Genomic DNA, 25,296 nt, shown 5'->3' on the forward strand with positions numbered 1-25,296 from the left:
TCAAACGGTTGGGGCGGACGGATGAATCCGGCACGGAGCCGGTTGCGCGGGATTTCGAGCGTCAGTGGCGGAAACGCTTCGAGCGCTTCGCCGACAACGAGGATGACGCCGGAATCGCCGGCTGGAGCGAGAACGGCCTCGATGCCCGATTTTCCCATTTCAGGAACCATTGGCGTCCCGGAGCCCCGGGAGGCTTCTGGCTGGATGTGGGCTGTGGCGCCGGAACCTACACCCGGTATATGCGTGAGAACGGCAAGGAGGTGCTGGCCCTGGATTACTCTCTCCCCACCTTGAAGAAGGCCCGGGCCAGGGTGGGGGGCGGCGCCCACTGGGCCCTGGGGGATGCCTCCCGGCTTCCCCTCCGGCGGAATAGCCTCGACGGCGTGCTCTGCTTCGGCGTAACCCAGGCCCTGTCCGAATCCGGGCCCCTGGTGTCCGAGCTGAACCGGGTGGTCCGGGGCGGTGGCGAGGTCTGGGTCGACGGGCTGAACCGGGGGTGCGCCTTGGATTTCTGGGCCCGAGCGCTCCGCAAGATGCGGGGCGAGGAGGAAAACGTGCGTTTCGAGTCGCCACGGGGTCTGGCGGAGGAGCTTCGGCGGGCCGGGGCCGAAAGGGTCGAGCTGTACTGGGTGCCGGTTTTCCCCTCCGGGTGGCATCGGCTTCAGCGTTTCTTCAACCGGTACTGGGTGGGCCGCGTCCTGGACCGCACGCCTTTCCTCGGTGCCCTGGTCTGCCACGCGTTCGTCCTCAAGGGGGAAGCCCCCCATGGGTAGGGACCTGAATATCGCGCGGGCCCACCGGCGCGATTATGCCGGCTGTCCGGAGGACAGCGGTACTGGCGAACTGCGAGGCGCCCGGCTCCCCGAAGAGCAAGGTGCCCGACCGTCGGCATCGAAAGGGCTCCTGGTGATCGCATCGGACTTCCCGCCGCTCACCGGCACCAATACCCAGCGGGTGCAGAGCTTCGTGCGCCATCTTCCGGACTTCGGCTGGAACTGCCGGGTGGTTACCCAGGCCGTGGAGGACATGGGCTGGATCGATTCCGGGGAGCTCGAGCACATCCCCGAATCCGTGATCGTCGACCGGGTACCAAGCCCCGATCCCTTCGCGGTACGCCGCAGGCGGCTGGGTATGCGGCCGTTGGATATCCATGCCGCCGAGGCCCATCGCCCGGATCCGGGGAATGGGCCGCACGAGGGGAAATCCGCACGCGGCTTGATCCCCTTGGGCCGGCGCGTGATCAGCGGTCTGCTCTTCATGGCCCTGGATTACGGTTGGTACATCCCGGACTCCACGCGCCCCTGGGCGGACGCGGCGGTCCACCGGGCGAGGGGGGTGATTGCGGAGGAGGCCCCGGACGCGCTGCTTACGAGCTGTCCGAGCTACTCCAGCCATGTGGCCGGTTTGAAGGTGAAGCGGCGTACGGGGGTCCCCTGGGTGGTGGACTTCCGTGATCTCTGGGTCAACCGGCCGGGCCGGGAGCTGCGAACCCGGTTCCATGCCCTCCGGGACCGGCGCCTCGAGGCCCTGGTGCTGCAGGAGGCGGACGGAGTGGTCGTAGCCTCCCCCGCCTGGGAGGAAGAGCTCGTCCGGCGCTACGGCGACTGGGTCCGGAAGAAGATGGTCTGGGTATCCAATGGCTACGATCCTGCCAAGGATCCATTCAGCCGCGTCCCGAACAAGGGCCGGGAGAGGCGGGGCGCGGGGGCGGGTATCCGGTTCGTCTACACGGGCGCCATGGATTCCTCGGTGTCCCCGGCGCCCTTCCTGGAGGCCCTCGGCCTGTTCAAGCAGCGCAGCCCCGAGGCGGTCGCGCGCTTCGAGGTGCGCTTGATCGGCCACGGGGAGAGCGAAAAAGACCGGCTCGCCGCCATCGTTCGGGAATACGGTCTTCAGGAGCAGGTGGCGATATCCGGCCCGCAGAGCCACGAGCGGTGCCTGGAAGAGCAGGCGGAAGCGGACGTCCTACTGCTCTTCAGCGCGCCCTGCCATCAGCACACCATCACCGGAAAATCCTTTGAATACATGCGCTCCGGTAAGCCCGTCCTCGCCATGCTCCCGGAAACGGGTATCCAGGCCCAGCTTCTCCGGTCGGCGAACATGGCCTGGATCTTCGATTACCGAGATACGGATGGGGTCCAGGGAATCCTGGGGTGGCTGGCAAGGGGCTCCGGATCGCCCCGGGTGAATCCGAATTGGGAATACATCCGGCAGTTCGATCGGCGGGCGCTGTCGGCGAAATTGGCCCGCCTGCTGGACACCGTGACGGGCGCCGATGGCTGATGCGGCCGGGTGCGCCGGTCTGCGGCCAGCTTATCACCCATGAAATCCTGCCCCTCAATTTCCGAAAAAGGGCTCGGCATGCAGCTCGATAACTTCCCGGTGAAGCGGCCATGAGGATCCTGGTACTGGCGGACGCGATGCCGTATCCCCTTTCGCACGGTCAGCACCTGCGCATCTTTCACTATGTCCGGACGCTAGGCGAGCGCCACGAATTCGATCTTCTGTGTCTGGACGACCGTCCGTTGCCGCAGCCGGTGAAGGAGATCTTTCGACGGATCGAAACTATCCCGCCAACGGAACCGGCGCGGTCCGCAAAGCGGGGTTGGCGGGAGCGGTTCGCCCTGGAGGAAATGCTTCCCGAGGATCAGCGCATTACGGACCGTCTGCAACAATTCCTGACGGAAATCGACTATGACTTGATCTGGATGACCGGGGAGCGGGTGATCCCCAGTGTCCCTTTCCGTCGTATTCCTGTCCTAATGGACTTGGTGGACGACAACGTGCTCACCCTCCTGCGCGAGGCGAAGAGCTCCGTGCCGCTCCGCCGCCGTCTTCAGGCGCTTAAACGGGCGTTCATGCACTTCCAGCTCGAACGCCGGTATTACGGTCAGGGGGACGGCTGCCTGGTGGTTGCCGAGCCGGATGCCCGCATGTTCAGCCGCATCTGTCCCTGGATGCCGGTGCGGGTGGTGAAGAACGGCGTGGATCCCGAGTACTTCGCCCCCCGGGAAGGCGAGTCCAGGGACCCCGTCCTGGTTTTCGAGGGGAACATGTCCTTCCCGCCCAACGTGGATGCCGTGCTTTTCTTCGCCCGGAAGGTCCTGCCCCGAATCCGGCAGGAGGTTCCCGAGGCCCGGTTCCTGGTGGTGGGCAAGGATCCCGCGGAGGAGATCCGGCGCCTGGAGGGACCGGAAGTGGAGGTGACCGGTTTCGTGGATGATCTGCGTCCCTATATCCGGCAGGGGGCGGTCTTCGTGTCGCCCCTGCGCAAGGGGGCCGGAATCAAGAACAAGGTTTTGCAGGCCTGGGCCATGGGTCGTCCGGTGGTGGGGACCCGGTTGAGCTTTGGCGGTCTCCAGGTCCGCGAGGGCGAGAACGCGCTGGTGGCGGACGGGCCCAGCGAGCTGGCGGCCTCCGTGGTGCGACTCCTCAGGGATCCGCGGAAGCGCGCGGCCCTCGGCCGGGAAGGCCGGCAAACGGTGCTTAGCCACTATACCTGGGACCAGAAGGGCAGGGAGCTGGAAGCCGTGATGCTGGAAGTGGCTGCCAAGGACGAAAAGCGAAGCGCGTATGCGTGACGTCGCACTGATCATCATTTTCGCCAGCCTGATCCCTATGGTTCTGGTACGGCCCTGGACGGGGGTCCTGGTCTGGTCCTGGATAGGTTTCATGAACCCCCACCGCCTGGGCTGGGGCATAGCCGACCAGCTTCCGGTGGCCATGGTCTTCGGCTCCCTGACCCTGGTGGCCATGTGGTTCCAGTCGGACCGCAAGCTGGTGCCACTCACCCGGGAAACGGTCCTGATCGTCCTTATGATGATCCTTTTCACGGTCACCACCTTCACAGCATGGGTACCCAGCGCGGCTTGGCCTCAATGGGAAAAGGTTATAAAGATCCTGGGCTTCGCTCTGGTGACCGGCATGCTCATCTACGGCAAGAAGCGGATCGTTGCCCTGATGGCGGTCATGGCCGGCTCCATCGCTTTCTACGGGGTGAAGGGGGCCGCGTTCGTGGTGGAAACGGCGGGCCAGTATCGGGTCAAGGGGCCCGAGCATTCCTTTATCGGGGCCAATACATCGCTCGGGCTGGCCATGCTCATGGTGATTCCGGTTTTGGCGGCGTTGGCCCAGGAGGTGGAAAGGAAATGGGCGCGCATGGCCATCTATGGGGTCATGGCGCTGACCGTGGTGGCCACGGTTTTCACCTACTCCCGGGGCGCCCTGCTAGGGCTGGCCGTGGTGATCCCGCTCATGCTCATCAAGGCGAACAAGAAGCTCCTGCTGTTCCTGTTCATGATCCCGGTTGCCGTGAAGGCCCCGGACCTGATCCCCACCAAGCTCATCGAGCGGGCCGAGACCATGGAAAACTACCAGCAGGACCGCTCCGCCATGCAGCGTATCCAGGCCTGGGGTGTGGGGTGGAACGTCGCCGTGGAACGGCCGCTCGTAGGTGCCGGGTTCAAGCTGGAGCGGGCCCCGAATGATCTGTGGCTCAGATACGCGAACTGGCAGGACGAGCATTTCGACAGCTCCCGGGCCGCCCATTCCAACTACTTCCAGATGCTGGGCGAGCACGGATTCCTGGGGCTTGGGCTGTACCTTCTGTTGCTGTTTTTCACCTTTGACAGCCTGCGCAAGATCAAGAAGCAGGCACCCGGGGTGGGGCTGGGCTGGATGCGGAAATACGCCGACGGGCTCCAAGTTGGACTCGTGGCCTACGCCATATCGGGGGCCTTCCTGAGCCTGGCCTATTTCGATCTGTTCTACACGTTCGTGATCCTGGCGGGGATCATGCGCCGGGAGATCGCCGAGGCCACGGATACCGCCGCATCCCAGGCAGAGGGAAGCAAGAAGGTCGCGCCGGGGGCCCCCACCCGCCCGATCGCTCCAGCACCCGCGCAGATGGCACGGGAGGGCTGACATGAAGCGTCCCGAGCTCCTGGGATTGCGCGGCCTCACCACCCTGGCTTCGCCGGGCAGCGGCAAGGCCCGGCTGGCCATCCTGATCTATCACAGGGTGCTTCCGGAACGGGACCCGCTCGATCCCGATATCCCGGACCAAGCCAGCTTCGACTGGCAGATGGGCCTGCTGGCGGAGGAATTCCACCCGGTCTCCCTTCTGGAGGGGGTTCGCGGGCTGGTCCGGGGATCCCTGCCCCCGCGGGCGGTTGCGATCACCTTCGACGACGGCTACCGGGACAATTACTCGGTGGCACTCCCCGTGCTCGAGAAATGGGGACTTCCCGCCACTTTTTTCATCGCCACGGATTATCTCCACGGCCGCTGGATGTGGAACGACCTGATCACCGAGACGGTGCGCCGCTGGCCGAATTCTCGGATGGACCTTACGCCCATGGGGCTGGGGAACTGGTCACTCGCGGACGACGGTTCCCGCCGGGATGCCCGGCTGGGGCTCATCAACGCCTTGCGGTATCTCCCCTTCGACGATCGGGAACGGAACGTGAAAGCCCTGTGGGAGATGCTTGATGTCTCCCAAGAGCCCCGACTGATGATGGCGCCCCACGAGGTGCGCGCGCTGGCTGGTGCAGGCATGGAAATCGGCGCCCACACGCGCAGCCATCCGATCCTGTCCAACTTGGAACCGGGCACGGCCCGGGAGGAGATCGCCGGGAGCAGGGCCGCTCTGGAGGATTTGGTGGGGGGACCTTGCCGGCTGTTCGCCTATCCCAACGGATGCCCGGGGCGGGATTACGGAGCGGAGCACGTGCGCATGGTCCGGGAGCTCGGGTTCGAGGCCGCCGTATCCACCCAATGGGGCGCGGCGGGCCGGAGGACGTGCCCCTACCAGCTGCCCCGTTTCACCCCCTGGAACGAGACGCCCAAGGGCTTCTACCTGGGGCTGTTGCGCAATCTGCTGCGGGGAACCGGGCCGGTGGCCTCAGGGGCGTCCGGTCCGGCCGTCCGGGGATCCGCGGAGGATACCCGGTCCCCGGGTCACTGAGCCAGCTGAGGAAGCATGCTGAAACGGATGCGCTCCATTCGAGATCAGCTGGGTCCCCTGGAGGGGGGCCTGTACTTGCTCTCCAGGGGACTCGGCGGGCTGACCGGAGACCGGGCCCGGCTCATCCGCTATTACCTCTTCTGGCAGCCCACCCCGCAAGCGGAGCTCACACCCCCGGGGCGGAAGGGCCGCTTCGAGGTGCGGCCCATCGGGCGGGGGGATCCGGCGCTGGAGCAGATGCCCCGGCCCGCGGAGGTGCTGGAACGGCGCCTGAGCTCCGGGGACCGGTGCCTCGGGGCCTTCCGGGGCGAGGAGCTGGCGGGCTTCCTCTGGTATGCGGAGGAGGCCTATCGGGAAGACGAGGCCCGGTGCACCTACCGGCTGCCGGACGGTGGGGAGGCGGTCTGGGATTACGACGTCTATGTGGATCCCGCCCGGCGCCTGAGCCCGGTATTCGCCCAGCTCTGGGACGAGGCCGCCGCCCGGTTCCGCAGGGCGGGGGTACGGGGGTCATTCAGCCGGATTTCCGCCTTCAATACCGCTTCTCTGGCATCGCAGTATCGCCTGGGCGGGCGCAAGCTCGGCTCGGTGACCTTTCTGGCCCTGGGGCGCCTGCAGCTCGCCCTCTCTTCCTATCGGCCCCATCTGCACCTGAGCCTTTCCCGGGAGCCGATCTTCCGGCTCGCCCTGCCCGAATCCGAGGAGGAGGGCACGCCCGCCGTGGAACAGCGGAACGGCTCCTAATTTCCGGTGGCCGGCCCGGCCAAAAGAAAGCCTCCCGGCGCGGGAGGCTGGGTGGGCAAGGAGCCGGCGGGCGTGGCGGCTTACAGTCCGTATCCCGCCTCGGCGAGCTTCTTACGGAGGCCCGGGAGGGGATAACCCCGTTCGTAGGCCTTGTGGGCGGCTTTCCGGGCTTCTTTCGGTTTGCCCACATCCAGGTAGGCCAGGCCCAGGTTGTACCAGGCTTCCGAGAACTTCGGCCGGATCTCCAGGGCCTTCCGGTATTTCTCGATGGCCTTGCGGGGTTTTTCCAGCCGGTGCAGGTAGATGCCGTACAGGAGGTATACGTCCGCGTCCTCGGGGGTGAAGGCGGCGGCCCGCTGCAGGAAGCACTCGGGCGTCGGTCTGGCCGAGAACTGCTTGAACGAGGACCACTTTTCCCGGGCCCCGCCGGTATGAAGCTGGATCATGGCATACAGGGCCCGGTGGTGGTTGGGAAAGGCCATGAGTGTGTAGTTCAGGTCCCCCACCGGCGTCTCGCTGCTCTCTCCGTCCTTCAACCGCTTCACCTCGGTGGTGAAGTGGTGGCCCTCCACGATCTTCAGCTTGCGGTCCTTGGAACGGTATTTCCGGTAATCATAGGGCCCGTAGCCCTGGGTGGTTCCCTGAAAACTGGAGCACGGACGCCCGTCCAAGGCTTGGCCGACATAGGGAGCCGCTTTCTGCTGGGCATGGGCCTGGGAGGCCAGACCCATGCCCAGGAACAAGGAGCCGAGGAGGGTCAGCCGGAGGCTTCGGGATCGATAGGCGCTTGGGAGATGCATGCGGGTTCACCTCTACGGGGAAAGTTTACTGCCGGGCGGGGGTGTCCACCCCTGAATCCATAGTAACTTCCCGCACGGGTACGGGCAGCGGGTGCTGCTGGAAATAGGCGGTCACTTGATTGATATCAGATCAATCTTCTAAAACATATAGTTTTAAATCCGATAACAGGGTTAGTGAGCCTGAAAAAGTAATATTTTTTGACACATTCAATGCAGGTTATGCGCAGCTTTTCAGAGTGCTCTTGACCCCGCCCGGTGGGATTCCTTGGAAGCGCGCCGGATTGATAATACTTTGGTTTGGTAGTGCTTTCCGGGCTGCGCCCCGGTCCCCGAAGCAGCAAGCAAATAGGATAAAACCATTTCTAGATAAAGGTCCGGTCCCGCTCCTACGCAGACCGGGCGCATAGGGAGACAGCATGGCTAGTGTCGAGGATGTCCGTCAGGTGGTGGGTGAAGTCCTTCAGCTGGGGAACCGGACCACCTCCCTCGAGCGGGACACTCCCCTGATCGGGAATATTCCGGAATTCGATTCCATGGCGGTGGTATCCGTGATTACTTCCATCGAGGACCAATTCGGTGTGGTCATCGAGGACGACGAGATCACCGCCGAGACCTTCGAAACGGTGGGAAGCCTGGTGGACTTCGTAAACAGCAAGCTTTAGATGCGCGCTCCCATGATCACTCCCTTCTTCCTGGACAGTGCCGGTGGCCGAATATTCTGCACGGCCTTCCATTCCGGACCCCGGCCCGGCCCCGGACCGGGCCTGCTCTTCCTTCCCCCCTGGGCGGAGGAGGCGAACAAGGCCCGGCGCATGATGGCGCGGCTTGGCCACGCGCTGGCCGAGTCGGGGTTCACCACCCTGGTCCCGGATCTGTTCGGTACCGGGGACAGCCACGGGGACTTCAGCGAGGCCCGGTGGCCCATCTGGCTACGGAACGCGGCGGATGCCCGGGCCTGGCTGCGGGAGTGGTGCGGCGGCCCGGTCTACGCCGGGGGGCTCCGTCTGGGGGCCCTGTTGGCCCTGGAGGCCGCCCGGGACTTCAAGGATCCGCCCGCGGGCTTTCTCCTGTGGAGCCCCGTGACCAACGGGCAGCAGGCCCTCAAACAGTTCCTGCGGCTGCGGCTGGCCGCAGGAATGGGCATGGGCGGTGACCAGGTTCGGGAGACCACGCGGGAGCTCCAGGACCGGCTGGATGCCGGAGAAACGCTGGAAGTGGCCGGCTATGAGCTGCATCCCGAGCTGGCCGGAGCCCTGGCCGATCGGTCGCTGAAGGATCTGCCGCCCCCCAAGGGTGCGGATGTCCACTGGCTGGACCTGGTTTCCGGACCGGACGCCGGCCCGCCGCCCGCCTCCCGGACCGTCGTCGAGGCCTGGTCCGCGCAGGACGCGCACGTTCACCAGGAGACGGTGGCGGGCGAGCATTTCTGGGCCACCCAGGAGCTCGTCGACGTGCCGGACCTGATCGAATCCTCCCGAGACACGCTGGCCGGATATGACAATGCAGAACCTTCCGCCCCCATCCTCTGAAACGCCGCTTACCTTCCCATGCCGCGACCGGATCCTCTGCGGCATCCTCCATCCCGCCCGCTGCAGCGGATCCCGGCGCGGGGTGGTGATCGTGGTGGGCGGCCCGCAATACCGCGTGGGCAGCCATCGCCAGTTCGTGCTCCTGGCCCGGCACCTCGCCGAACGGGGGGTGCCGGTACTCCGGTTCGATTACCGGGGTATGGGGGACAGCGAGGGCGGCCTGACGGATTTCTCCGAGATCGAGGACGATATTCGGGCGGCAGTGGATACGTTCACCGCGTTCTGTCCCGAGCTGGAAGAGGTGGTCTTGTGGGGGCTCTGCGACGCGGCCTCCGCGACCGCCTTCTACGGGTTCCAGGACGACCGCGTCGGCGGGCTGGTTCTCCTCAATCCCTGGGTCCGCACGGACAGCGGGGAGGCCCGGACGCGCTTGAAGCATTACTACCTGGCCCGGCTGGGCGAGGGGGCCTTCTGGAAAAAGCTGCTTACACTCCGCTGGGAGCCCCGGCGCTCCCTTGCGCATCTTCTGGAGTCCATGCGGGAAGTGCTCCGCTCGGAGGAAAGGGGAAGCGCCGATGAGGCCGACTGGCGACAATATCCGCTTCCGGAGCGGATGCTGTACGGCCTGCAACGGTTCAGCAAGCCCGTGCTGGTGATCCTGAGCGGTCAGGATCTAACGGCCCGGGAATTCGAGGACGCCGTGGCCGCCTCCACGCGGTGGCGGGAGTGGATGGCCGCGCCCTGCGTGACGACGCACAGGATCGAGGAGGCGGATCACACCTTCTCGCGGCGGGCCTGGCGGGATCAGGTGGCGGAGCGCACGGAGGCTTGGCTCCGCTCCTGGTGAGGCCCCGCCCGGCTCCTTGGCCGGGGGAAGGCGGACCGCCCGTCTAGACCAGGACCTCCAGCGGCGGCGGATGGCCCAGGAAGCGGTGGGGGCTGGCGCTGTACCCGTAGGCGCCGGACTGGAGCACCGCCACCAGGTCGCCTTCCTCCGCCCGTCCCATCTCCACGCGGTCGGCAAGCAGATCCAGCGGGGTGCATAAGGGCCCGACCACGCTCACCGTTTCCCGGGCTCCCCCTTGGACATGATCAGGAGTGACCACCGGATAGTTCTTGCGGATGATCTGGCCAAAGTTGCCGGAAGCCGCCAGGTGGTGGTGGAGACCGCCGTCGGTGACCAGGAAGATTTGTTCCCGGGAAATCTTCCGGTCCAGCACCCGGCACGCATAGACCCCGGCTTCGCCCACCAGATACCGGCCCAGCTCCAGCACCACCTCGGCATCTCCCAGGCGCCGCCGGCATTCCGCCATACGCCCCGCCAGGTTATCCGTGCATGCGGCCAGGTCCAGCGGCTGCTCCCCCGGGAAATAGGGAATGCCGAAGCCGCCGCCGATATTCAGCAGCTCCACGGGGCCGGGTGCATGCTCCGCGAGCCGGTAGGCCAGGGCGAAGGTGGCGTCCTGGGCCTCGCGGATGCTTTCCGCGCTCAGGTTCTGGGAGCCGCTGAAGATGTGGAAACCGCGGAAGTGCACGTCCAGCTCGCCGAGTCGGCGCAGCACCCCGGGAACCTGTTCGGCGTCGATGCCGAACTGCTTGGGGCCGCCGCTCATCTTCATGCCCGAGGATTTGAGCTCGAAATCCGGATTCACGCGGACGGCCGCAAGGGGCCGCTTCCCGGTCTCCGCGCCCGCCCGCGCCAGCCGCTCCAGCTCCCCGGGCGACTCCACGTTAACGGTCACCCCGGCGGCCACCGCCGCCTGCAGCTCCTCCGGCCGCTTTCCGGGCCCGGCGATACTCACCTGCTCCGGGGGCGCCCCGGCATCCAGGGCCACCCGCATCTCCTGGAGAGATGCCACGTCGAAGCCGTCCACACGGGGGCGGAGGTAGTCCACTACAGCGGGCATGGGATTGGCCTTGACCGCGTAATGCAGGCTCACGGCCTTCGGCAGGGCCTCCCGGAGCGTATGGACCCGGCGCGCCATGGCGTCGCGGTCATAGGCATAGAAGGGCGTCCCGCCCACCTGCTCGGCCAGGTCGGGGAGCGGCCTGCCCCCCACGAGCAGCTGGTCGTCCTCCACGGGGAATTGGGATAGCGGCGCGTGCCGGGAATTGGCGGTCATGATTCGCGGGCCTGGTCCTGGAACAGGTTGTTGAATTCCTCCGCCAGAGCGCGGCGGTCGATCTTGCCGTTGGCGTTGTGCGGCAGAGTGTCCTTGAACCGCACGGAGCCGGGCACCATGAAAGGCGGAAGCTCGCGCTTACAGTGACCCAGGAGGCTTTCCCCGGTCAGGCTCGGGTCTTCGGCCTGGATGACCACCACGATGGCCTGCCCGAGGTCGGGGTGGGGAACGCCGAGGGCCACGGCCTGCGCGATGCGGCCGTGGCCGTAGAGGGCCTCTTCCACCTCCGTGGGACTGATCCGGTAGCCGGAGGATTTGATCATCTCGTCCTGACGCGTGATGAAGTAGAGAAAGCCGTCCTCGTCCTTGCGGACCTGATCCCCCGACCAAACGGCGATCTCCGGATTGGGCAGCTCCCGCGGTTGCCCGGGTGCCGGTCTAAAGCGCACGGCGGTCTTCTCCGGATCGTTCCAGTAGCCCATGGCCACGAGCGCCCCGCGGTGGACCAGCTCGCCCGGCTCGCCGGGGGCGCATTCCGTGCCATCCTCCCGCACCACCTGGATCTCCGCGTTGGGAATGGCTTTACCCATGGAGCCGGGGCGCCGCTCCAGCTCCTCGGGCGGCAGATAGGTGGATCGGAAGGCTTCGGTGAGCCCGTACATGAGATAGATGCGCGTCCGGGGCAGGGTCTGCTGGAGGGAGCGCAGCGTAGCACCGGGCATGGCCCCGCCGGAATTGGTCACGTAGCGCAGGGTGTCACGAGCCTCCTGCGGCCATTCCAGGGTGGCCAGCTGGTTCCACAGCGGCGGCACCGCGGCGAGGCCGGTAATCCCGTGCCGGGATACGGCCTTCAATACATCCCGGGGAAGCAGGTAATCCATCAAGACCACGCCGGCGCTGCTGGAGAAGGCGGTGGTCAGCTGGCTCAAGCCGTAGTCGAAGCTGAAGGGCAGGGCGGCCAGCAGCCGGTCTCCGGGATGGTTCTCCAGGTAGCGGGCCACGCTGTCCGCTCCGGCCACCATGTTGCGGTGGGAAAGGATCACCCCTTTCGGCCGCCCGGTGCTTCCGGAGGTGTACAGGATTGCGGCCATGTCCGCGTCGATGCCGCGCCCGGGAGCGTCCGCACCGTCCCCTTCGAGCAGGGACGGCCAGGCCATCCCCCATCCCTCCAGGGCGGCGGGTAGCGCTTCCGGGGCGCGGTCGGTTATCACCGCGCGACGCAGATCCGGGCAATCCGCCAGGGTCTCCGCGAGCAGATCGCCGCGGTCCGCGGTGGTGACCAGGAAACGCGCTCCGCTGTCTCGCAGGATATGCGCCACCTGGTGCGGTTTGAGCAGGGGATTGACGGGCACGAATGCGCCCCGCGCCGCTGCGGTCCCGAACATGGCGTATACCGCCTCCGGCACCTTGGGCAGGTAGACGGCCACGCGCTCGCCGGGGGCGAGGCCCTGAGCCCGGAGTCCGCCTGCCACCGAACGGACGGTCCGGTCCAGCTCCCGGTAGGGAATCTCCCGGTCCCGATGCACCAGGGCCACGGCCTCCGGACGGGACGCCGCGCTCGATTCGATGAAATCCTGCAGCAGGTCTGCCATGTTCGTTTGCGGCCTTTCCGATGCGGACTGCGGTTGGCTTGGCGGCCCCGGACGGCGATCCGTTCCGGTCAGCCGCCGGTATCGCGGCGGTGGCCCTCCTTGACGGCCACGATCCGGGTATAAGGGGTCAGGGCATGGGCGAGGAAGCGCACCGGCGGGACACGATCGATGGCGGTCAGCGCCATGCGGCCCGCTGTCCCCTTCTGTGAGGCGTCGCTGGTATCGAAGCGGTCGTAGGAGCGGAAGCCCCGTTCCCGCAGGTCGCGGCGCAAGCCGTAGAAGGTGAACCAGTTGACCGCGGGGTAGGTGGCGTAATTGGCGAGATCCGGGCGCGTGGTCTGCGCCAGGTTCTCGAAATGGCGCTGTAGGGGCCGCGGATACCAGCTGTAGAAGGGGAGGTTGAACTCCTCCTGGACCGGGCAGAGCCGGTTGTTGGTGCTCAGGAACAGGACGCCGCCGGGCCGCAGGATCCGGGCGAACTCGTCCAGGCAGGCACGCCAGAAGGGAACGTGCTCCAGAAGCTCGGGCACCAGGCAGACGTCCATGGAGCCGCTTTCCCAGGGAAGCTCCGTGGCGCTGCCCACCACGAATTCGATGTCCTGACCTTCGGATTCGGCGCGCTTGCGGGCCAGGTCCACGAGCTCCTCGTTGACGTCGAGGCCGTGCACGGAATGGCCGGAATCCGCCCACATCTGGCTTTGCGCCCCGGGCCCACAGCCGATGTCCACCACCTCCAGAGGCCCCCCGCGGGCCTGCCGCGGAAAGGCCCAGAGCACGTCATCGCGGATGCGCTCCAGCCGCTCCCGGTTCTCCTCCGTGAGGCTCTGCCGGGCGTAGTAGTCCACGAATCGGGGGTCGCTGGAATGGTCCCAGTCCGCCCCAACGGAGTCCGTGCGGCGCGTTTCGGTATGCTCCTCGCCCATGGTTTATCCCGTTCCCGTGAGGAATTCGGTATTGGCGGTCGGTTCGGAAAGATGGGTCCGAAACCATTGCTCCAGCATCATCAGCACCCAGGTGAGGGTGCCGAAATAGTCGGCATGCTCTTGGAGACGGGAGCTGGTCAGCTCGTCGATCATCTCCGTGCGAATGATTCCGCGGTGCCGGAGCCCGTCCAGACTGTCCCGGGCCAGCTCCCGCAAATCCGGGTCCTCCTGCATCCAGACGCCGAAGGGAAGCCCGAATCCCTGCTTTTCCTTGTCCAGGATCTCCCGGGGCAGGTAATCCGCCAGCGCCTCCTTGAAGAAGTGGCGGAGGCGGGTGCGCCGCATTTTGTGCTGGGGCGGCACCCGGGCGGCGAGGCTAACCACGGAATCGTCGAGAAAGGGGAACCGGGGCTGAACCCCGCCCAGATCCCCGGCCAGGGTGACCTTGCGCAGGTCGTCGTCGGCCAGGGTGAATTTCAGGTCCATCCCCAGGAGACTATTGATCAGGGAATATGCCCGCAGGTCCTCGAATTCCCGCCGCAGCTCCGCCAGGGGCTGGGTACGGTCCACCTCGGACAAAAAGTCCTCGGTGAAGACCCGCTCGGGGCCGAGGTGCTCCAGCAGGTTGTAGGTCTCCAGCCGGTCGGGGAGAGGCAGGCTGGCCTGCTCGATGTAGCGCCGCAACTTCCGAACAGGGGGGACGCTGTTCCCGCCGGGCAGGGTGGCTACGGGGTTCAGCAGGCTGCTCCGCAGCCAGCCCGGTATCTGGTCATAGAGGGAAAAGATCCATTGCTTGGCGTAGCGGACGTTCCCGGCGAAGAGCTCGTCACCGCCATCCCCGCCGAGCAGGACCTCCACGCCGTCCTCCCGGGCCAGCCGGGCGCAGTAATAGGCCGGCACCACGGAGGCATTGCCGTAGGGCTGGTCGGAGGCGGCCGCAACCTCGGGAATGGCCGCGACCACGTCCCTGGGAGTGACGAAATATTCGTGGTAATCGGCGCCGAACCGTTTGGCGGCGATGCGGGCGTATTCGGTCTCGTCATAGCCCGGGGCGTCGAAGCCGATGGCGTAGGCCTTCGGTGCCTCACCGGTGACCTCTCCCAACATGCCCGTCAGGGTGGAGCTGTCCGTGCCGCCGCTCAGGAAGGCGCCCGCCTTGCCCTGCCTGGCCGCCCGGTCGACGGCGCCGCGCAGGGTTGTCCGGAACTCTTCCTGCAGCGCCTGGATGGAAGCGGAATCCTTCTCCTGGAAGGTCGGACGCCAATAGGACTTTGTTTCCAGCTGATTGTTCGCGAAGATCACCACCTCCCCGGGTCGCAGGCGGTGGACCCCCTGGAATACCGTGCCCGGCCGGGGAATCACATGGTGGTACAGGTAGTTGAACAGGCTTTGGGGGTTCAGCTCCGCCCCGCAACGAGGATCCTGGGCGAGCAGGTCCGCCCGTGGCCCGAAGATCAGGGTATCGCCGCTTATGGTATAGGCGAGATCCGAGACCCCCATGCGGTCCACGGCGAGCATCCCCTCCCGGTTCCCGGGGTCCAGAACGGCCAGGGCGAAGGAGCCGGAGAGCTCGCGCAGGAGCGCATCTCCGGTCCCCTGGTAACGGTCGGCGATCCGGTCCGCCAGTTGCTCCCCGTCCTCGGTGCCGCCATAGGAATCCCGGGGCTGCCCCGCGTAGGCGATCAGCAGGCCGCCACGCTCGTAGACCCGGGCGCCGCTTTCCGGGTGACAGGACAGAGCGCCATTTTCCGCATGGACCTGGTCCGGAATCTGGCCGTCCTGGCTGCTCCGGGGAGCCAGCCCCGATAGCAGCGCCTCCCGGTTCTGGTTCCCTTGAGGCCCTACCCAGCCCCAAATGCCCTGCATATCGTTTCTCCTAGCTAAGCCGGCCTTGGCGGGACGCCCCGCCCCGTCCCCGGCCGATGTTCGTTGCATTGACAGCGCAAGCGCCCGTCAGCGGAAGGGAATTCCCGGTGGATCCGGCAGGACGCGGACAGTCGGCGGTTGGCACATGCATTTCCATTCAGACCATCACAGAAACTTTTGGGGTGACGAGGTGGGAAATGCCGCTTTGATCAATTCCGGCCTATAAATTGGTCGGTGGCCTTGCGGGGTGACCGGGACTAGAAGCGGAGCGTCCGAGCGGACTGGATCAGGCCCAACGTAAGGCCCATCAGGGCGCCTACCCCGTCCAGCATCAGGTCCGCTCCGGATGGATAGCGACCCGGGACCCAGCTCTGGTGCCACTCGTCGAAAAGTCCGTAGCCGAGCGTCAGGCCGAGGGCCGTGATGGTCGCGGGCCCCCTTCCGAGGGGGAGCCGAACGAGCGCCCGTTGCCAAAGCCAGGCGAGAAGGCCGTAGGCGGGAATATGGAGAAAGTTCTGCAGACCCGAGGAGAGCCAGGAAAGGCTCCAGGCGAGGCCGGCGGGATCGGGTCTCGGGGTGCCGGGAATGGAGGAAAGCTGATAGAGGCCGAGCATACAGAGCAGCGGCCAGAGAAACGCGCGCATGGTCGGTCGTCCTGGTCTGAAACCGTGGTCGGCGGTACCCGGAGACCGGTCGGGCCCGGAAGGAAATGGGCTTCCTTCTTTCAGGCCTATCAATTCCGGGAGGAGGAGACAAGGCAGCGGGACGGAAATACGACGGTCCCGGGTACCGGCGGTCTTCTTGCCCGGGGGGGCGTTTGGTGTTTGGTTGGTTATTGGGACCGTTTCGCCATTTCCGGGGCGGAAAGGGGAAGTCCAATCAGCCAGCCATACGATTTCGGAGCAGAAATGATTCGTACTTTTTGGAAAGCCGCAAGGATCCTGGCAAGCCTTCTGGCCCTGGCGGTACCAGCAGCGGCCCTGGCGGAAATTCCTCCGGACACCTGGGTAAAGAGGGACCCGGAGGGGGCAGGCAAGGAGGAGAACGAGCCGGACTATCGCCCGTATAGCGGTGTGGCAGCCGGCGCCGGCTATGTTTTCTACTGGGGCGGCGGCCACAAAACCCACGGCGGCAACGACGTGGATGCCTACCTCCCCGAGGAGGACCGCTGGGTCCAGCTGACGGAGGAGGAGAATTGGGAAAATGCGGGCTCCTGGAGCCATCTTACTCCGGAAGAGAAGAAAAAGCTGGAAAAGGCACGGGGCGGAGGATGGCACGTGGACTACCTGAGTCCCAGAGGGCGGCCGCTAACGGCCCATTCCTATACCCAGGTGGCGTGGTTCGCGAGCGCGGACAGGTTCTGCATTTCCAAATTCGGGATCTGGTGCTACGCCCCGGAAAAGGGCGACCAGGAAGGCGCCTGGGAACAGGTCGGAGAGCGCATTCCGGTGAGCAAGAATGCTATCGCGCCCTGGAACCTTACCTACGATCCGGACCTGAAAGCCCTGGTTTCCTTTACCGGCACCGGGAAGGTGACCGGCTATCTGCTGAACGACAAGCTGGGCACTTGGGAAAAGCGGGTGGAGGCCGCCGGTGAGAGCTGGGAAACCTGGTCACAGGTGTTCTCCGCCTATGATCCCGTTCACGGGGAGCATATCGTCTACGGCGCGGGCCGATGGGTGCGTGTGGATCTCCGGGACATGCAAGCGGAGGAGATGACCCAGCTCAAGGAAATCGCCGGCTCGCAGCCGCATACCTTTTCGCTGGAATGGGCGCCCGAGCTGGAGAAAGTGCTGCTCGCCGGGCACATGGACGGCGAGCTACAGCTCTGGACTTACGATCCCGAAAAGGATGTGTGGGGCCGGTTCTACATGAACGGCAAGGGCCCGGTGAATGCCCACGCCAGATGGGACACCCTGGCGCGCGAGCCGGAAACGGGGCTGTACGTCTTTGTGGCGGCGGACGATGAGGATGCCGCCCAGATTCCGGAAACCTGGGTTTTCCGTCTGTCCGGGGCGGAAAAGCAGCTCGCCCGCTGCCCCTATGACGCCTGCGTGGGCGGGAATCACCTCCACGGCAGCCTCCAGGCGGCCCTGGACGCCGTTCCCGCGGGCGCAACCGTGGGTCTGGCCGAGGGCACCTACCGCCAGTGTGCGGTGATCAAGAAACCGGTCACCCTTCGGCCTTTAAGCGGTCGGCCCCATTTGCGGGGAAAGATCTGCGACCGGAAGGGGATTCTCGTCTCGAGGGCTCCGGGACGGGTGGTAATAAAGGGTCTCGAAGTCAGCGGTGCGGAGAACGCCAAGGCCATCTGGGCGCATGAGGGCGGCGGGGAGCTGGTGCTGAGGAACATGAAGGTCCACGGCAGCGGCATGGGGATACTGGCGGCTAGCGATGCGGGCTCCCTGCAGATCTATAACTCCGAAATCTATGACATGCACGATCCCGACGAGTACGCCCATTTCGTATACGCGGGGGAAAACGAAGAGCTGATCATGGAGGGAAATTACCTGCATGGGGGAACGGACGGCCATTTCATCAAGGCCAAGGCCGTGGACGTGCGCCTGCGCTACAATTACATCCGCCAGGAAAACCGCACCGACGCCAACATAATCAATATCTGGGGGTGCGGCGATAACCGGGTTCTGGGTAACGCCATCCTCAGCGAAGTGCATGGACATCCGGCTGTGGCCATGGATCTGACCGCCCGGCGGAATTACGGAAAGACCATCCCCTGTCCGGTGGATAGAGAACGGGCCTTTATCGCCTACAACAGTTTTCTCAAGGAGGGAAAGCGCGGCTGGTCCGCCCTGCTGCTGGAGAAATACGGTTCGGATCTGGTGCTGAAGAACAACGTGGTGGCCGGGGCAGATCTCGTCCGGGGCCAACAGGAGGTCGGTGTACTTTTGGAGCAGTACAACGCCCGTGTCCGGGATTTCCAGGATGCGCTGCTGCATCCCGGGCGATCCATTCCCGCGGTGCACACCACTGTCAAACCCGCCCGACAGTATGCGCCCGTCGGCACCGAGCCGCGGGCCAACGCCCGGGACATGGGCGCGTATGCGGTGGCCCGGGATAGCGCGGCTGGCCTTTCCGGAAAGCGGCCGTAGCCGGCCGTTCGGACGGGCTTTCCTGCAACGCACGAGAATCGGGAGCGGCGATCATGAATACAATCCGCGCACGGCGGCGTTCCCCGGCGCCATGGCGTGTGCTGCTCGGCGTGTGGCTCCTGGTCTGGGGGGCGGCCCATGCCGGACTGGCGCAAAAAATACCGCGGATCAAGGAGTCCATAGTGGGCGTGGGCACCTTGATGCCCACGCGGCAGCCTCCGGGAGAATTCCTGGGAACCGGTTTCGTGGTCGGAGGCGGCCGCCTGGCGCTCACCAATGCGCACGTACTGCCGAGCTCGCTCGATACCGATCGGAAAGAGCGTCTGGTCCTGTTCGTGGGCGAGGGGCAGGACGGGGAAGTCCGCCGCGCTCGGAAAGTGGCCTTGGACGCCCGGCACGACCTGGCCCTGCTACGGTTCGAGGGGCCAGCCCTTCCTTCACTGTCCCTGGGCGATTCCGACAGGGTCCGGGAAGGGGAGCGATATGCCTTCACCGGCTTTCCCATCGGCATGGTCCTGGGATTGCATCCCGTAACGCACCGGGGCATCGTATCCGCCGTAACTCCCATCGCGACGCCCATGGGAAAGGCCCGTCAGCTGGATCCCGCCCTGGTTGAACGGCTCGGCGATCCCTACGAGGTCTTCCAGCTGGATGCTACGGCCTATCCGGGGAACAGCGGCAGCCCCCTGTACGACCCCGAGCGGGGAAGGGTGGTGGGCGTGGTGAACATGGTGTTCGTCAAGGAGAGCAAGGAAGCCATGCTGGAGAAGCCGAGCGGCATCACCTACGCTATCCCCATCAAGCACGCCCTCCGGCTGCTGCGCCGCAAGGGGGCCCTTGATTGAGCATGGGATGGTGGTGGCCAGCTCCGGATCGTACTCCGGCCGGTCCTTTCCGCATCCCCCTTCTGGGGGCATGGCTCTTCTACCTCCTGGTGATCGTCTACATCAGCTTGGCCCCCTTCCAGCTAGAATGGCGCCCGCTCTGGGAGGCGTGGACGGCCTTCATGAACGCGCCGGACATGCGGTCGCCCTTCGGTTCCCGCGTGGACTGGGCCACCAACGTCCTCCTGGCGTTCCCCGGCGCCCTGCTCCTGGCCGCGGCCCTCGGAAAAGGGGCGCGATCCGGCACGAATCTGTTGCGCCTTTCTCTGGCCCTGGGAATTAGCCTCGGCGTGGCGCCGCTGGTGGAATTCCTCCAGGTTTTCGTACCTGATCGGGTTCCGGCCCGGAACGACATCGCCGCCCAGTGGCTGGGCAGCCTGCTCGGTGTCCTGACCTGGGGCCTGCTCGGGGGGTGGCTCCGGGAAGTGGCGACCCTGTACCGGGGCGGTTTGCGCAGCGGCATGGAGATCCTGGGTGCGGGCTATCTGCTGGGATACCTGGCCTTTTCCCTGTTCCCCTTCGATTTCAGCTTGCCGTCCACCGCCCCCGAGGCGAGCGACGGATTTTGGCTTCCCTTCCTGGCCGCTCATCCCTGCGGGCCGGGCTGCCTGGCCGTCCTCGTATCGGAGGTGGCCGCCGCCTTGCCGCTCGGCTGGGTGCTGGGGGTGTTCCTGCAGGATCGCGGTAGGGAAGGGGCAAGAAAGGTGCTGGCGGCCGGCCTGCTTTTCGGCGCATTGGTGGAGCTGGCACAGGCGTTCCTTCCCTTCGAGTCCACCCAGGCCGCATCCATCCTGACGCGCGCTCTGGGCATCCTGGGCGGATACGGGCTGGTGCTGGTCGGCTTCGCTCCGGGAACGGGCTGGCTTCGGCGGCACGGCCGGGCCCTGGCGGCTTTCGCCATGGGGCTGTATCTGGTCTTTCTGGCCTTCTTGAACGGCTGGTTCGCCGGTCCCTTGCGGGATCCGGAGCAGGTCGCCGGCGCGCTGCTCAAGCTGGATTTCACCCCGCTCCATTACTACGGGCCGGAAATGGGGCTTTTGGTTACCCTGCTGGGACAGGCGATAATGTATGCGCCGGTGGGGGTCATCTGCTGGCTGTGGGGCTACCTCCGGCACAGGAGGGCTACCCTGGCCAGTCCGCTGATCTGGGGGGTGGTGGTGGCCATGCTGATGGAAACGGGGGCACTTTTCTTTTCGGGGCAGGGGCCGGATCCCTCGAGCTTGGTGATTTCCCCGGCCGCTTCCGTCTTGGCCCTCGTCGGCATGCGCGCCTTATCCCGCACCCTGACGGGAGGGGGGCCGGAGATTCCGCAACTGAGATGATGCGTCCGCAGGGTCGGCGCCCGGGGGCCTACGCATGGGCCCCGCAGAGCTTCTGCTCCCAGGCCAGCGCACTGCGCACGATCTCGTCCAGATCGTCATAGCGGGGCTCCCAGGCCAGCTCGGTGCGGATCCGTCCCGTGTCCGCAACCAGGGCCGGCGGGTCTCCCGGACGCCGGTCCGCTTCCCGGACCGGCAGCTCGGCGCCGTGGACCCGCTCCACGGCCTCCAGGACCTCCCGAACGCTGTAGCCGTGCCCGTAGCCCACGTTGTAGGTGGCGGCCTGTCCGCCGGACCGCAGGTGGTCGAGGCATTGGATATGCGCGGAGGCCAGGTCCTCCACGTGGATGAAATCCCGGACTCCGGTCCCGTCAGGGGTGGAATAGTCGGTGCCATAGATGGCCACCTCCTCCCGCAGCCCGATGGCGGCCTCGCAGGCCACCTTGATCAACAGCGTGGCCTCGGGGGTGGATTGGCCGATACGGCCTCCGGGGTCGGCCCCGGCCACGTTGAAGTACCGGAGCGAGACGGGGCGCAGGGCGCCCGAGGCGGCCACGTCCCGGAGCATCCATTCGCTCACCAGCTTGGAGGAACCGTAGGGGTTGATGGGGTAGAGCGGTGCGTCCTCTTCCACCGGTATGCTGGGCGGGATGCCGTAGACAGCGGCCGAGGAGGAAAAGATGAAGTTTTCCACGCCGGCCTCCAGGGCGGCCTCCGCGAGGGCGCGGGTCTTCTCCGAATTCTCCCGGTAGTATTTCAGGGGGTCGCTGACGGATTCGGGCACCACCGTCCGCGCGGCGAAATGCATGACGGCGTCCAGGCGGTAGTCCTGGAGCAGCTCCCGGATCAAGGTGGCGTCCCCGGCGTCCCCCAGGACGAGCTCCCCGTGGAGTACCGCCCCCGCGTGCCCGGTGCTCAGGTCGTCCAGAACCACCACCTGCTCATGGCGCTCGCCGAGCTGGCGGACCACGTGACTGCCGATGTAGCCTGCTCCGCCGGTAACCAGGACTCCGCCCATATTGTCTACCTTCCGATTTTGGATGGGTGGATGGGAAGGAAAGGCCTTTTATCCAGATATCCCGATTGCCGGCCGTGGGCGTCAATTGGGCGGACTCCCCAATTTGTCCCGGATCAAGAGGCATCTGCTGAAATGCCTGGCCCTTGTCCCGCCGGACGGGTGCCCCGGCCGGCTTCGGTGATCAAGGGCGCACGGGCGGGGGACAAGACCTAGCCATGGGTCGCTTGGGGATATAACTTGGACACAGGGGAGCGGGCTCCGTCCCGCTTCCGGACGAGACGAAGCCAGTGACCGACAGCGGACGGCAGCGGCGCAAGAGCGGAGAAAGCCCGATGGCAGCCGAGAAGGTGGTACCCGTACTGCTCTCCGGGGGAGTGGGAAGCCGGTTATGGCCCCTTTCCCGGGAGCTGTATCCCAAGCAGTTCATGGCCCTCACCGGAGAGGGAACGCTTCTTCAGGAAACCTACCGTCGGGTGGCCGCGCTTGAGGGCCTCTCGAATCCCGTGGCCGTTTGCCACGAGGATCACCGCTTCCTGGTGGCCGAGCAGCTTCACCAGGCGGGAGCGGCGGAATCCAGCGTTCTTCTGGAGCCCAAGGGACGCAATACCGCTCCGGCCGTGGCGGTGGCCGCGCTGGAGGCCATGGTCCGGGAGGAGGATCCGCTGATCCTGGTGATGCCGGCGGACCACCTCATGGAGCAGCCGGAGCAGTTCGTGAAGTCGATTCGAATGGGCCGGGAGCGCGCAGCGGCGGGCGGTCTGGTAACCTTCGGGGTCCCGCCCACGGTGCCGGAAACCGGCTATGGCTATATCCGCGCGCGGTCCCTGGACGGCGTCGGCGGGCCGGCGGAGGTGGCCCAGTTCGTGGAAAAGCCCGATCAGGCCACGGCGGTGGAATTCCTGAATTCGGGAGATTACCTTTGGAACAGCGGAATTTTCCTGTTCCGGGCCAGCCGTTATCTCGAAGAGCTCGGCATCCATGCCCCGGAAGTCCTGGAAGCGTCTCGCCGGGCCCATTCGGAGGCGGTTCGCGATCTGGACTTCCTGCGCCTGGATGCCGACGCCTTCGGCGAGTCCCCCAGCAATTCCGTGGACTATGCGGTCATGGAGCACACCGATTCCGCCTATGTGGTCCCCATGGAAGCCGGCTGGAGCGACGTGGGATCCTGGAGCGCCCTGTACGACTGCGGACCCCGGGACGAGGACGGCAACCTGCTGTTGGGCGACGTGCTGAGCCACGACAGCCGCAACAACTACATCCGTTCTGAGAACCGCCTGGTGGCGACGGTGGGCCTGGAGGACCATCTGGTGGTGGAGACCTCCGATGCCGTGCTCGTCGCTCCCCGGGGGCGGGCCCAGGAGATCAAGGGCCTGGTGGAGGAGCTGCGGGAGTCGGGCCGGGAGGAGGCGCTCAATCATAGGCGGGTCCTGCGGCCCTGGGGCTCCTATGAAACCATCACCGTCGCCGAGCGTTTCCAGGTGAAGCACCTGCTGGTGAATCCGGGCTGCAGCCTCTCCATGCAGCTGCACCACCACCGCGCCGAGCACTGGGTGGTGGTGCGCGGCACGGCGCGGGTGAGCCGGGACGGCGAGGAATTCCTGCTGACCGAGGACCAGTCTACCTACATCCCCATCGGCACCCGGCACCGCATCCTTAATCCTGGCGCTATCGCCCTGGAGCTCATCGAGGTACAGACCGGAAGCTATCTGGGCGAGGATGACATCGTCCGTTTCCAGGACGAGTACAACCGCGAGTAACCCGCCGGGTCATGCCCGGCATGGCGGGGGCCCCTGGGAAGTGCTTCCCGGGTGCCCGCTGCCGGTTGTTGCCTAGAGGCTCCAGTAGAGGGAGCCCTCCGGCAGGGCCGCCGGGTCGAGCCGGGCTTTCAGGTCGACCACCACGCCGCCCGGGGACAGGGATCCCAGCAGAGCGGAAGGATCCTCTAACAGGTAGGTACGATGGGGCACCGCGAGAATCACCGCGTCCATGTCTCCGAGATCCCCCCGGTCCACCAGCTCCACCCCGTATTCCTCCCAGGCGGCGCGCGGATCGGCCAGCGGGTCCGAAACCGACGGCTGAATGCCGAACTCCGAAAGCTCCGAGATGATGTCCGGCACCCGGCTGTTCCGGATATCCGGGACGTTCTCCTTGAAGGTGAGGCCGAGGATGCCTACCCGGGAGCTCTTCACCCGCCGCCCCGTCTGGATCAGCAGCTTCACGGTTCGCTGGGCGATGTACTCCCCCATGTCGTCGTTCACCTGCCGCCCGGCCAGGATGACGTGCGGATGGTAGCCCAGCGCCTCCGCCTTGGCGGTTAGATAGTAGGGATCCACGCCGATGCAGTGCCCGCCCACCAGCCCCGGGGAAAAGGGCAGGAAGTTCCACTTGGTGTTGGCTGCCTCCAGGACATCGCTGGTTCGTATGCCGATGCGGTCGAAAATCAGGGCCAGCTCGTTCATCAGGGCGATGTTGAGATCGCGCTGGGTGTTCTCGATGACCTTGGCCGCCTCCGCGGTCTTGATGGAGGGTGCCCGGTGGATGCCGGCGGTGATGATGGCTCCGTAGGCCGCCGCCAGCCGCTCTGTGGTTTCCGCGTCCTCACCGGCCACCACCTTCACGATCCGGTCCAGGGTATGCTCCCGATCCCCGGGGTTGATCCGCTCCGGAGAGTAGCCGAGCTTGAAGTCGAGCCCCTGGCAGAGGCCGGAGGAAGCGGCGAGGATCGGACCGCAGACCTCCTCGGTGACGCCCGGATACACCGTGGACTCGAATACCACGATGTCCCCCTCCCGTAGACGGGGACCGAGGGTTTCACACGCGCGGCGTAAGGGCGTCAGATCCGGCTGCCGATTGTCGTCGAGCGGTGTGGGCACCGTGACCACATACAGCGTGCAGGGCGTCAGGTCCTTCGGGTCGGCGGTAAGCCACAGGGAGGAATCCATCAGCTCCTGCGCGTCCACTTCCCCGGTTTCATCCCGCCCCTCCCGGAGCGCGGAGATCCGGCTGGAGCTGACATCGAAGCCCACCGTTTCCGGGAATTCCCTGGCGAAGCCTAGTGCCACGGGCAGCCCCACATAGCCAAGTCCCACGACGCCGATCCGCTCTTCCACGTTCATTCCTCTCTCCAAGCCATGCCCGCCGCGGGACGGCGGGGTTCCTGCGATTCCGTGACGGGACGCCGCGGCATCCCTTTTCCATTGCATAGCAGTCGGAAGAGCGGGCTAGGAATCACTAAAGGTCCTGTACTTGACCTTTAAAGGGTGCCGCGGCCTCTTGTTACGGAAAATTGAAACGGGCGGAGGGGTAGGTGGCTTCCCTGATTAAAAAATGGGGAGGGTGGTTTTATTCTTTCTAAATAGTGCAAACCGTTTTTTCTGTTTGTCTTTGTTGGGTTGCGGTTATTGCCTATCCGGATTGGGGTTT

The 25,296-nt window shown here is 65.8% G+C and carries 21 protein-coding genes; 13 read left to right on the plus strand and 8 right to left on the minus strand.

Annotated features, from left to right (window positions below; translation table 11 throughout):
- The first annotated feature begins 8 nt into the window (after positions 1 to 8).
- From ACERLL_RS09020 to ACERLL_RS09045, 6 genes are all read left to right on the plus strand, one after another.
- Complete coding sequence (locus tag ACERLL_RS09020) at positions 9 to 773, plus strand: class I SAM-dependent methyltransferase (protein ID WP_373655746.1); 765 nt, start codon at positions 9 to 11, stop codon at positions 771 to 773.
- Positions 766 to 2,283: a glycosyltransferase gene (locus ACERLL_RS09025; RefSeq protein WP_373655747.1), complete on the plus strand. Its 1,518-nt coding sequence runs from the start codon at positions 766 to 768 to the stop codon at positions 2,281 to 2,283. The genes ACERLL_RS09020 and ACERLL_RS09025 overlap by 8 nt, the downstream gene beginning before the upstream one ends.
- A 110-nt stretch (positions 2,284 to 2,393) precedes the next feature.
- Positions 2,394 to 3,581, plus strand: a complete 1,188-nt coding sequence (locus ACERLL_RS09030) for a glycosyltransferase family 4 protein (protein WP_373655748.1) — start codon at positions 2,394 to 2,396, stop codon at positions 3,579 to 3,581.
- A complete protein-coding gene (locus ACERLL_RS09035; RefSeq protein WP_373655749.1) occupies positions 3,574 to 4,923 on the plus strand; it encodes a putative O-glycosylation ligase, exosortase A system-associated in 1,350 nt (449 codons plus the stop codon). The genes ACERLL_RS09030 and ACERLL_RS09035 overlap by 8 nt, the downstream gene beginning before the upstream one ends.
- 1 nt (position 4,924) lies before the next feature.
- Positions 4,925 to 5,965, plus strand: coding sequence for a polysaccharide deacetylase family protein (locus tag ACERLL_RS09040; protein ID WP_373655750.1), 1,041 nt, complete (start codon positions 4,925 to 4,927; stop codon positions 5,963 to 5,965).
- A 27-nt stretch (positions 5,966 to 5,992) separates the two neighbouring features.
- A complete protein-coding gene (locus ACERLL_RS09045; RefSeq protein WP_373655751.1) occupies positions 5,993 to 6,709 on the plus strand; it encodes a GNAT family N-acetyltransferase in 717 nt (238 codons plus the stop codon).
- Between the two features lie 80 nt (positions 6,710 to 6,789).
- Here the strand turns inward: ACERLL_RS09045 and ACERLL_RS09050 are convergent, their stop codons facing one another.
- A complete protein-coding gene (locus ACERLL_RS09050) occupies positions 6,790 to 7,509 on the minus strand; it encodes a tetratricopeptide repeat protein (protein ID WP_373655752.1) in 720 nt (239 codons plus the stop codon).
- 416 nt (positions 7,510 to 7,925) lie between these two features.
- Here ACERLL_RS09050 and ACERLL_RS09055 point away from each other — a divergent pair, with 416 nt between their 5' ends.
- From ACERLL_RS09055 to ACERLL_RS09065, 3 genes are read left to right on the plus strand one after another with little or no spacing between them, the layout of a single operon-like run.
- Positions 7,926 to 8,171, plus strand: coding sequence for an acyl carrier protein (locus tag ACERLL_RS09055; protein WP_373655753.1), 246 nt, complete (start codon positions 7,926 to 7,928; stop codon positions 8,169 to 8,171).
- Positions 8,172 to 9,038: a hydrolase 2, exosortase A system-associated gene (locus ACERLL_RS09060; protein WP_373655754.1), complete on the plus strand. Its 867-nt coding sequence runs from the start codon at positions 8,172 to 8,174 to the stop codon at positions 9,036 to 9,038.
- Positions 9,010 to 9,885, plus strand: a complete 876-nt coding sequence (locus tag ACERLL_RS09065; protein WP_373655755.1) for a hydrolase 1, exosortase A system-associated — start codon at positions 9,010 to 9,012, stop codon at positions 9,883 to 9,885. The genes ACERLL_RS09060 and ACERLL_RS09065 overlap by 29 nt, the downstream gene beginning before the upstream one ends.
- Positions 9,886 to 9,928: 43 nt before the next feature.
- On the opposite strand, the gene ACERLL_RS09070 is transcribed toward ACERLL_RS09065, so the two are convergent.
- The 5 genes from ACERLL_RS09070 to ACERLL_RS09090 form a co-directional block, all read right to left on the minus strand.
- A complete protein-coding gene (locus tag ACERLL_RS09070; RefSeq protein WP_373655756.1) occupies positions 9,929 to 11,161 on the minus strand; it encodes a pyridoxal-dependent decarboxylase, exosortase A system-associated in 1,233 nt (410 codons plus the stop codon).
- A complete protein-coding gene (locus tag ACERLL_RS09075) occupies positions 11,158 to 12,753 on the minus strand; it encodes an acyl-CoA ligase (AMP-forming), exosortase A system-associated (protein ID WP_373655757.1) in 1,596 nt (531 codons plus the stop codon). The genes ACERLL_RS09070 and ACERLL_RS09075 overlap by 4 nt, the downstream gene beginning before the upstream one ends.
- 68 nt (positions 12,754 to 12,821) lie before the next feature.
- Entirely contained in the window at positions 12,822 to 13,676 is an 855-nt protein-coding gene (locus ACERLL_RS09080; protein ID WP_373655758.1) for a class I SAM-dependent methyltransferase, read from the minus strand.
- Between the two features lie 3 nt (positions 13,677 to 13,679).
- A complete protein-coding gene (locus ACERLL_RS09085; RefSeq protein ID WP_373655759.1) occupies positions 13,680 to 15,542 on the minus strand; it encodes an asparagine synthetase B family protein in 1,863 nt (620 codons plus the stop codon).
- Positions 15,543 to 15,799: 257 nt separating this feature from the next.
- Positions 15,800 to 16,186 carry a VanZ family protein gene (locus ACERLL_RS09090; RefSeq protein ID WP_373655760.1) on the minus strand — a complete coding sequence of 129 codons (387 nt, stop codon included), beginning with the start codon at positions 16,184 to 16,186 and terminating at the stop codon, positions 15,800 to 15,802.
- 264 nt (positions 16,187 to 16,450) lie between these two features.
- On the opposite strand from ACERLL_RS09090, the gene ACERLL_RS09095 reads away from it, so the two are divergent.
- The 3 genes from ACERLL_RS09095 to ACERLL_RS09105 are packed head-to-tail and all read left to right on the plus strand — an operon-like array spanning position 16,451 to position 20,858.
- Entirely contained in the window at positions 16,451 to 18,652 is a 2,202-nt protein-coding gene (locus tag ACERLL_RS09095) for a right-handed parallel beta-helix repeat-containing protein (RefSeq protein WP_373655761.1), read from the plus strand.
- 53 nt (positions 18,653 to 18,705) lie between these two features.
- Positions 18,706 to 19,497, plus strand: a complete 792-nt coding sequence (locus ACERLL_RS09100) for a S1 family peptidase (protein WP_373655762.1) — start codon at positions 18,706 to 18,708, stop codon at positions 19,495 to 19,497.
- Positions 19,498 to 19,499: 2 nt separating this feature from the next.
- On the plus strand, positions 19,500 to 20,858 hold the full coding sequence (locus ACERLL_RS09105; protein ID WP_373655797.1) for a VanZ family protein: 1,359 nt from the start codon (positions 19,500 to 19,502) through the stop codon (positions 20,856 to 20,858).
- 28 nt (positions 20,859 to 20,886) lie between these two features.
- On the opposite strand, the gene galE is transcribed toward ACERLL_RS09105, so the two are convergent.
- Positions 20,887 to 21,873, minus strand: a complete 987-nt coding sequence (gene galE, locus ACERLL_RS09110) for a UDP-glucose 4-epimerase GalE (protein ID WP_373655763.1) — start codon at positions 21,871 to 21,873, stop codon at positions 20,887 to 20,889.
- Positions 21,874 to 22,205: 332 nt separating this feature from the next.
- On the opposite strand from galE, the gene ACERLL_RS09115 reads away from it, so the two are divergent.
- Positions 22,206 to 23,630, plus strand: coding sequence for a mannose-1-phosphate guanylyltransferase/mannose-6-phosphate isomerase (locus ACERLL_RS09115; protein WP_373655764.1), 1,425 nt, complete (start codon positions 22,206 to 22,208; stop codon positions 23,628 to 23,630).
- A 72-nt stretch (positions 23,631 to 23,702) separates the two neighbouring features.
- Here the strand turns inward: ACERLL_RS09115 and ACERLL_RS09120 are convergent, their stop codons facing one another.
- Complete coding sequence (locus tag ACERLL_RS09120) at positions 23,703 to 24,989, minus strand: nucleotide sugar dehydrogenase (RefSeq protein ID WP_373655765.1); 1,287 nt, start codon at positions 24,987 to 24,989, stop codon at positions 23,703 to 23,705.
- Positions 24,990 to 25,296 lie beyond the last annotated feature (307 nt).

It is taken from the genome of Thiohalorhabdus sp. Cl-TMA (assembly GCF_041821045.1).
Taxonomy (GTDB): Bacteria; Pseudomonadota; Gammaproteobacteria; order Thiohalorhabdales; family Thiohalorhabdaceae; genus Thiohalorhabdus; species Thiohalorhabdus methylotropha.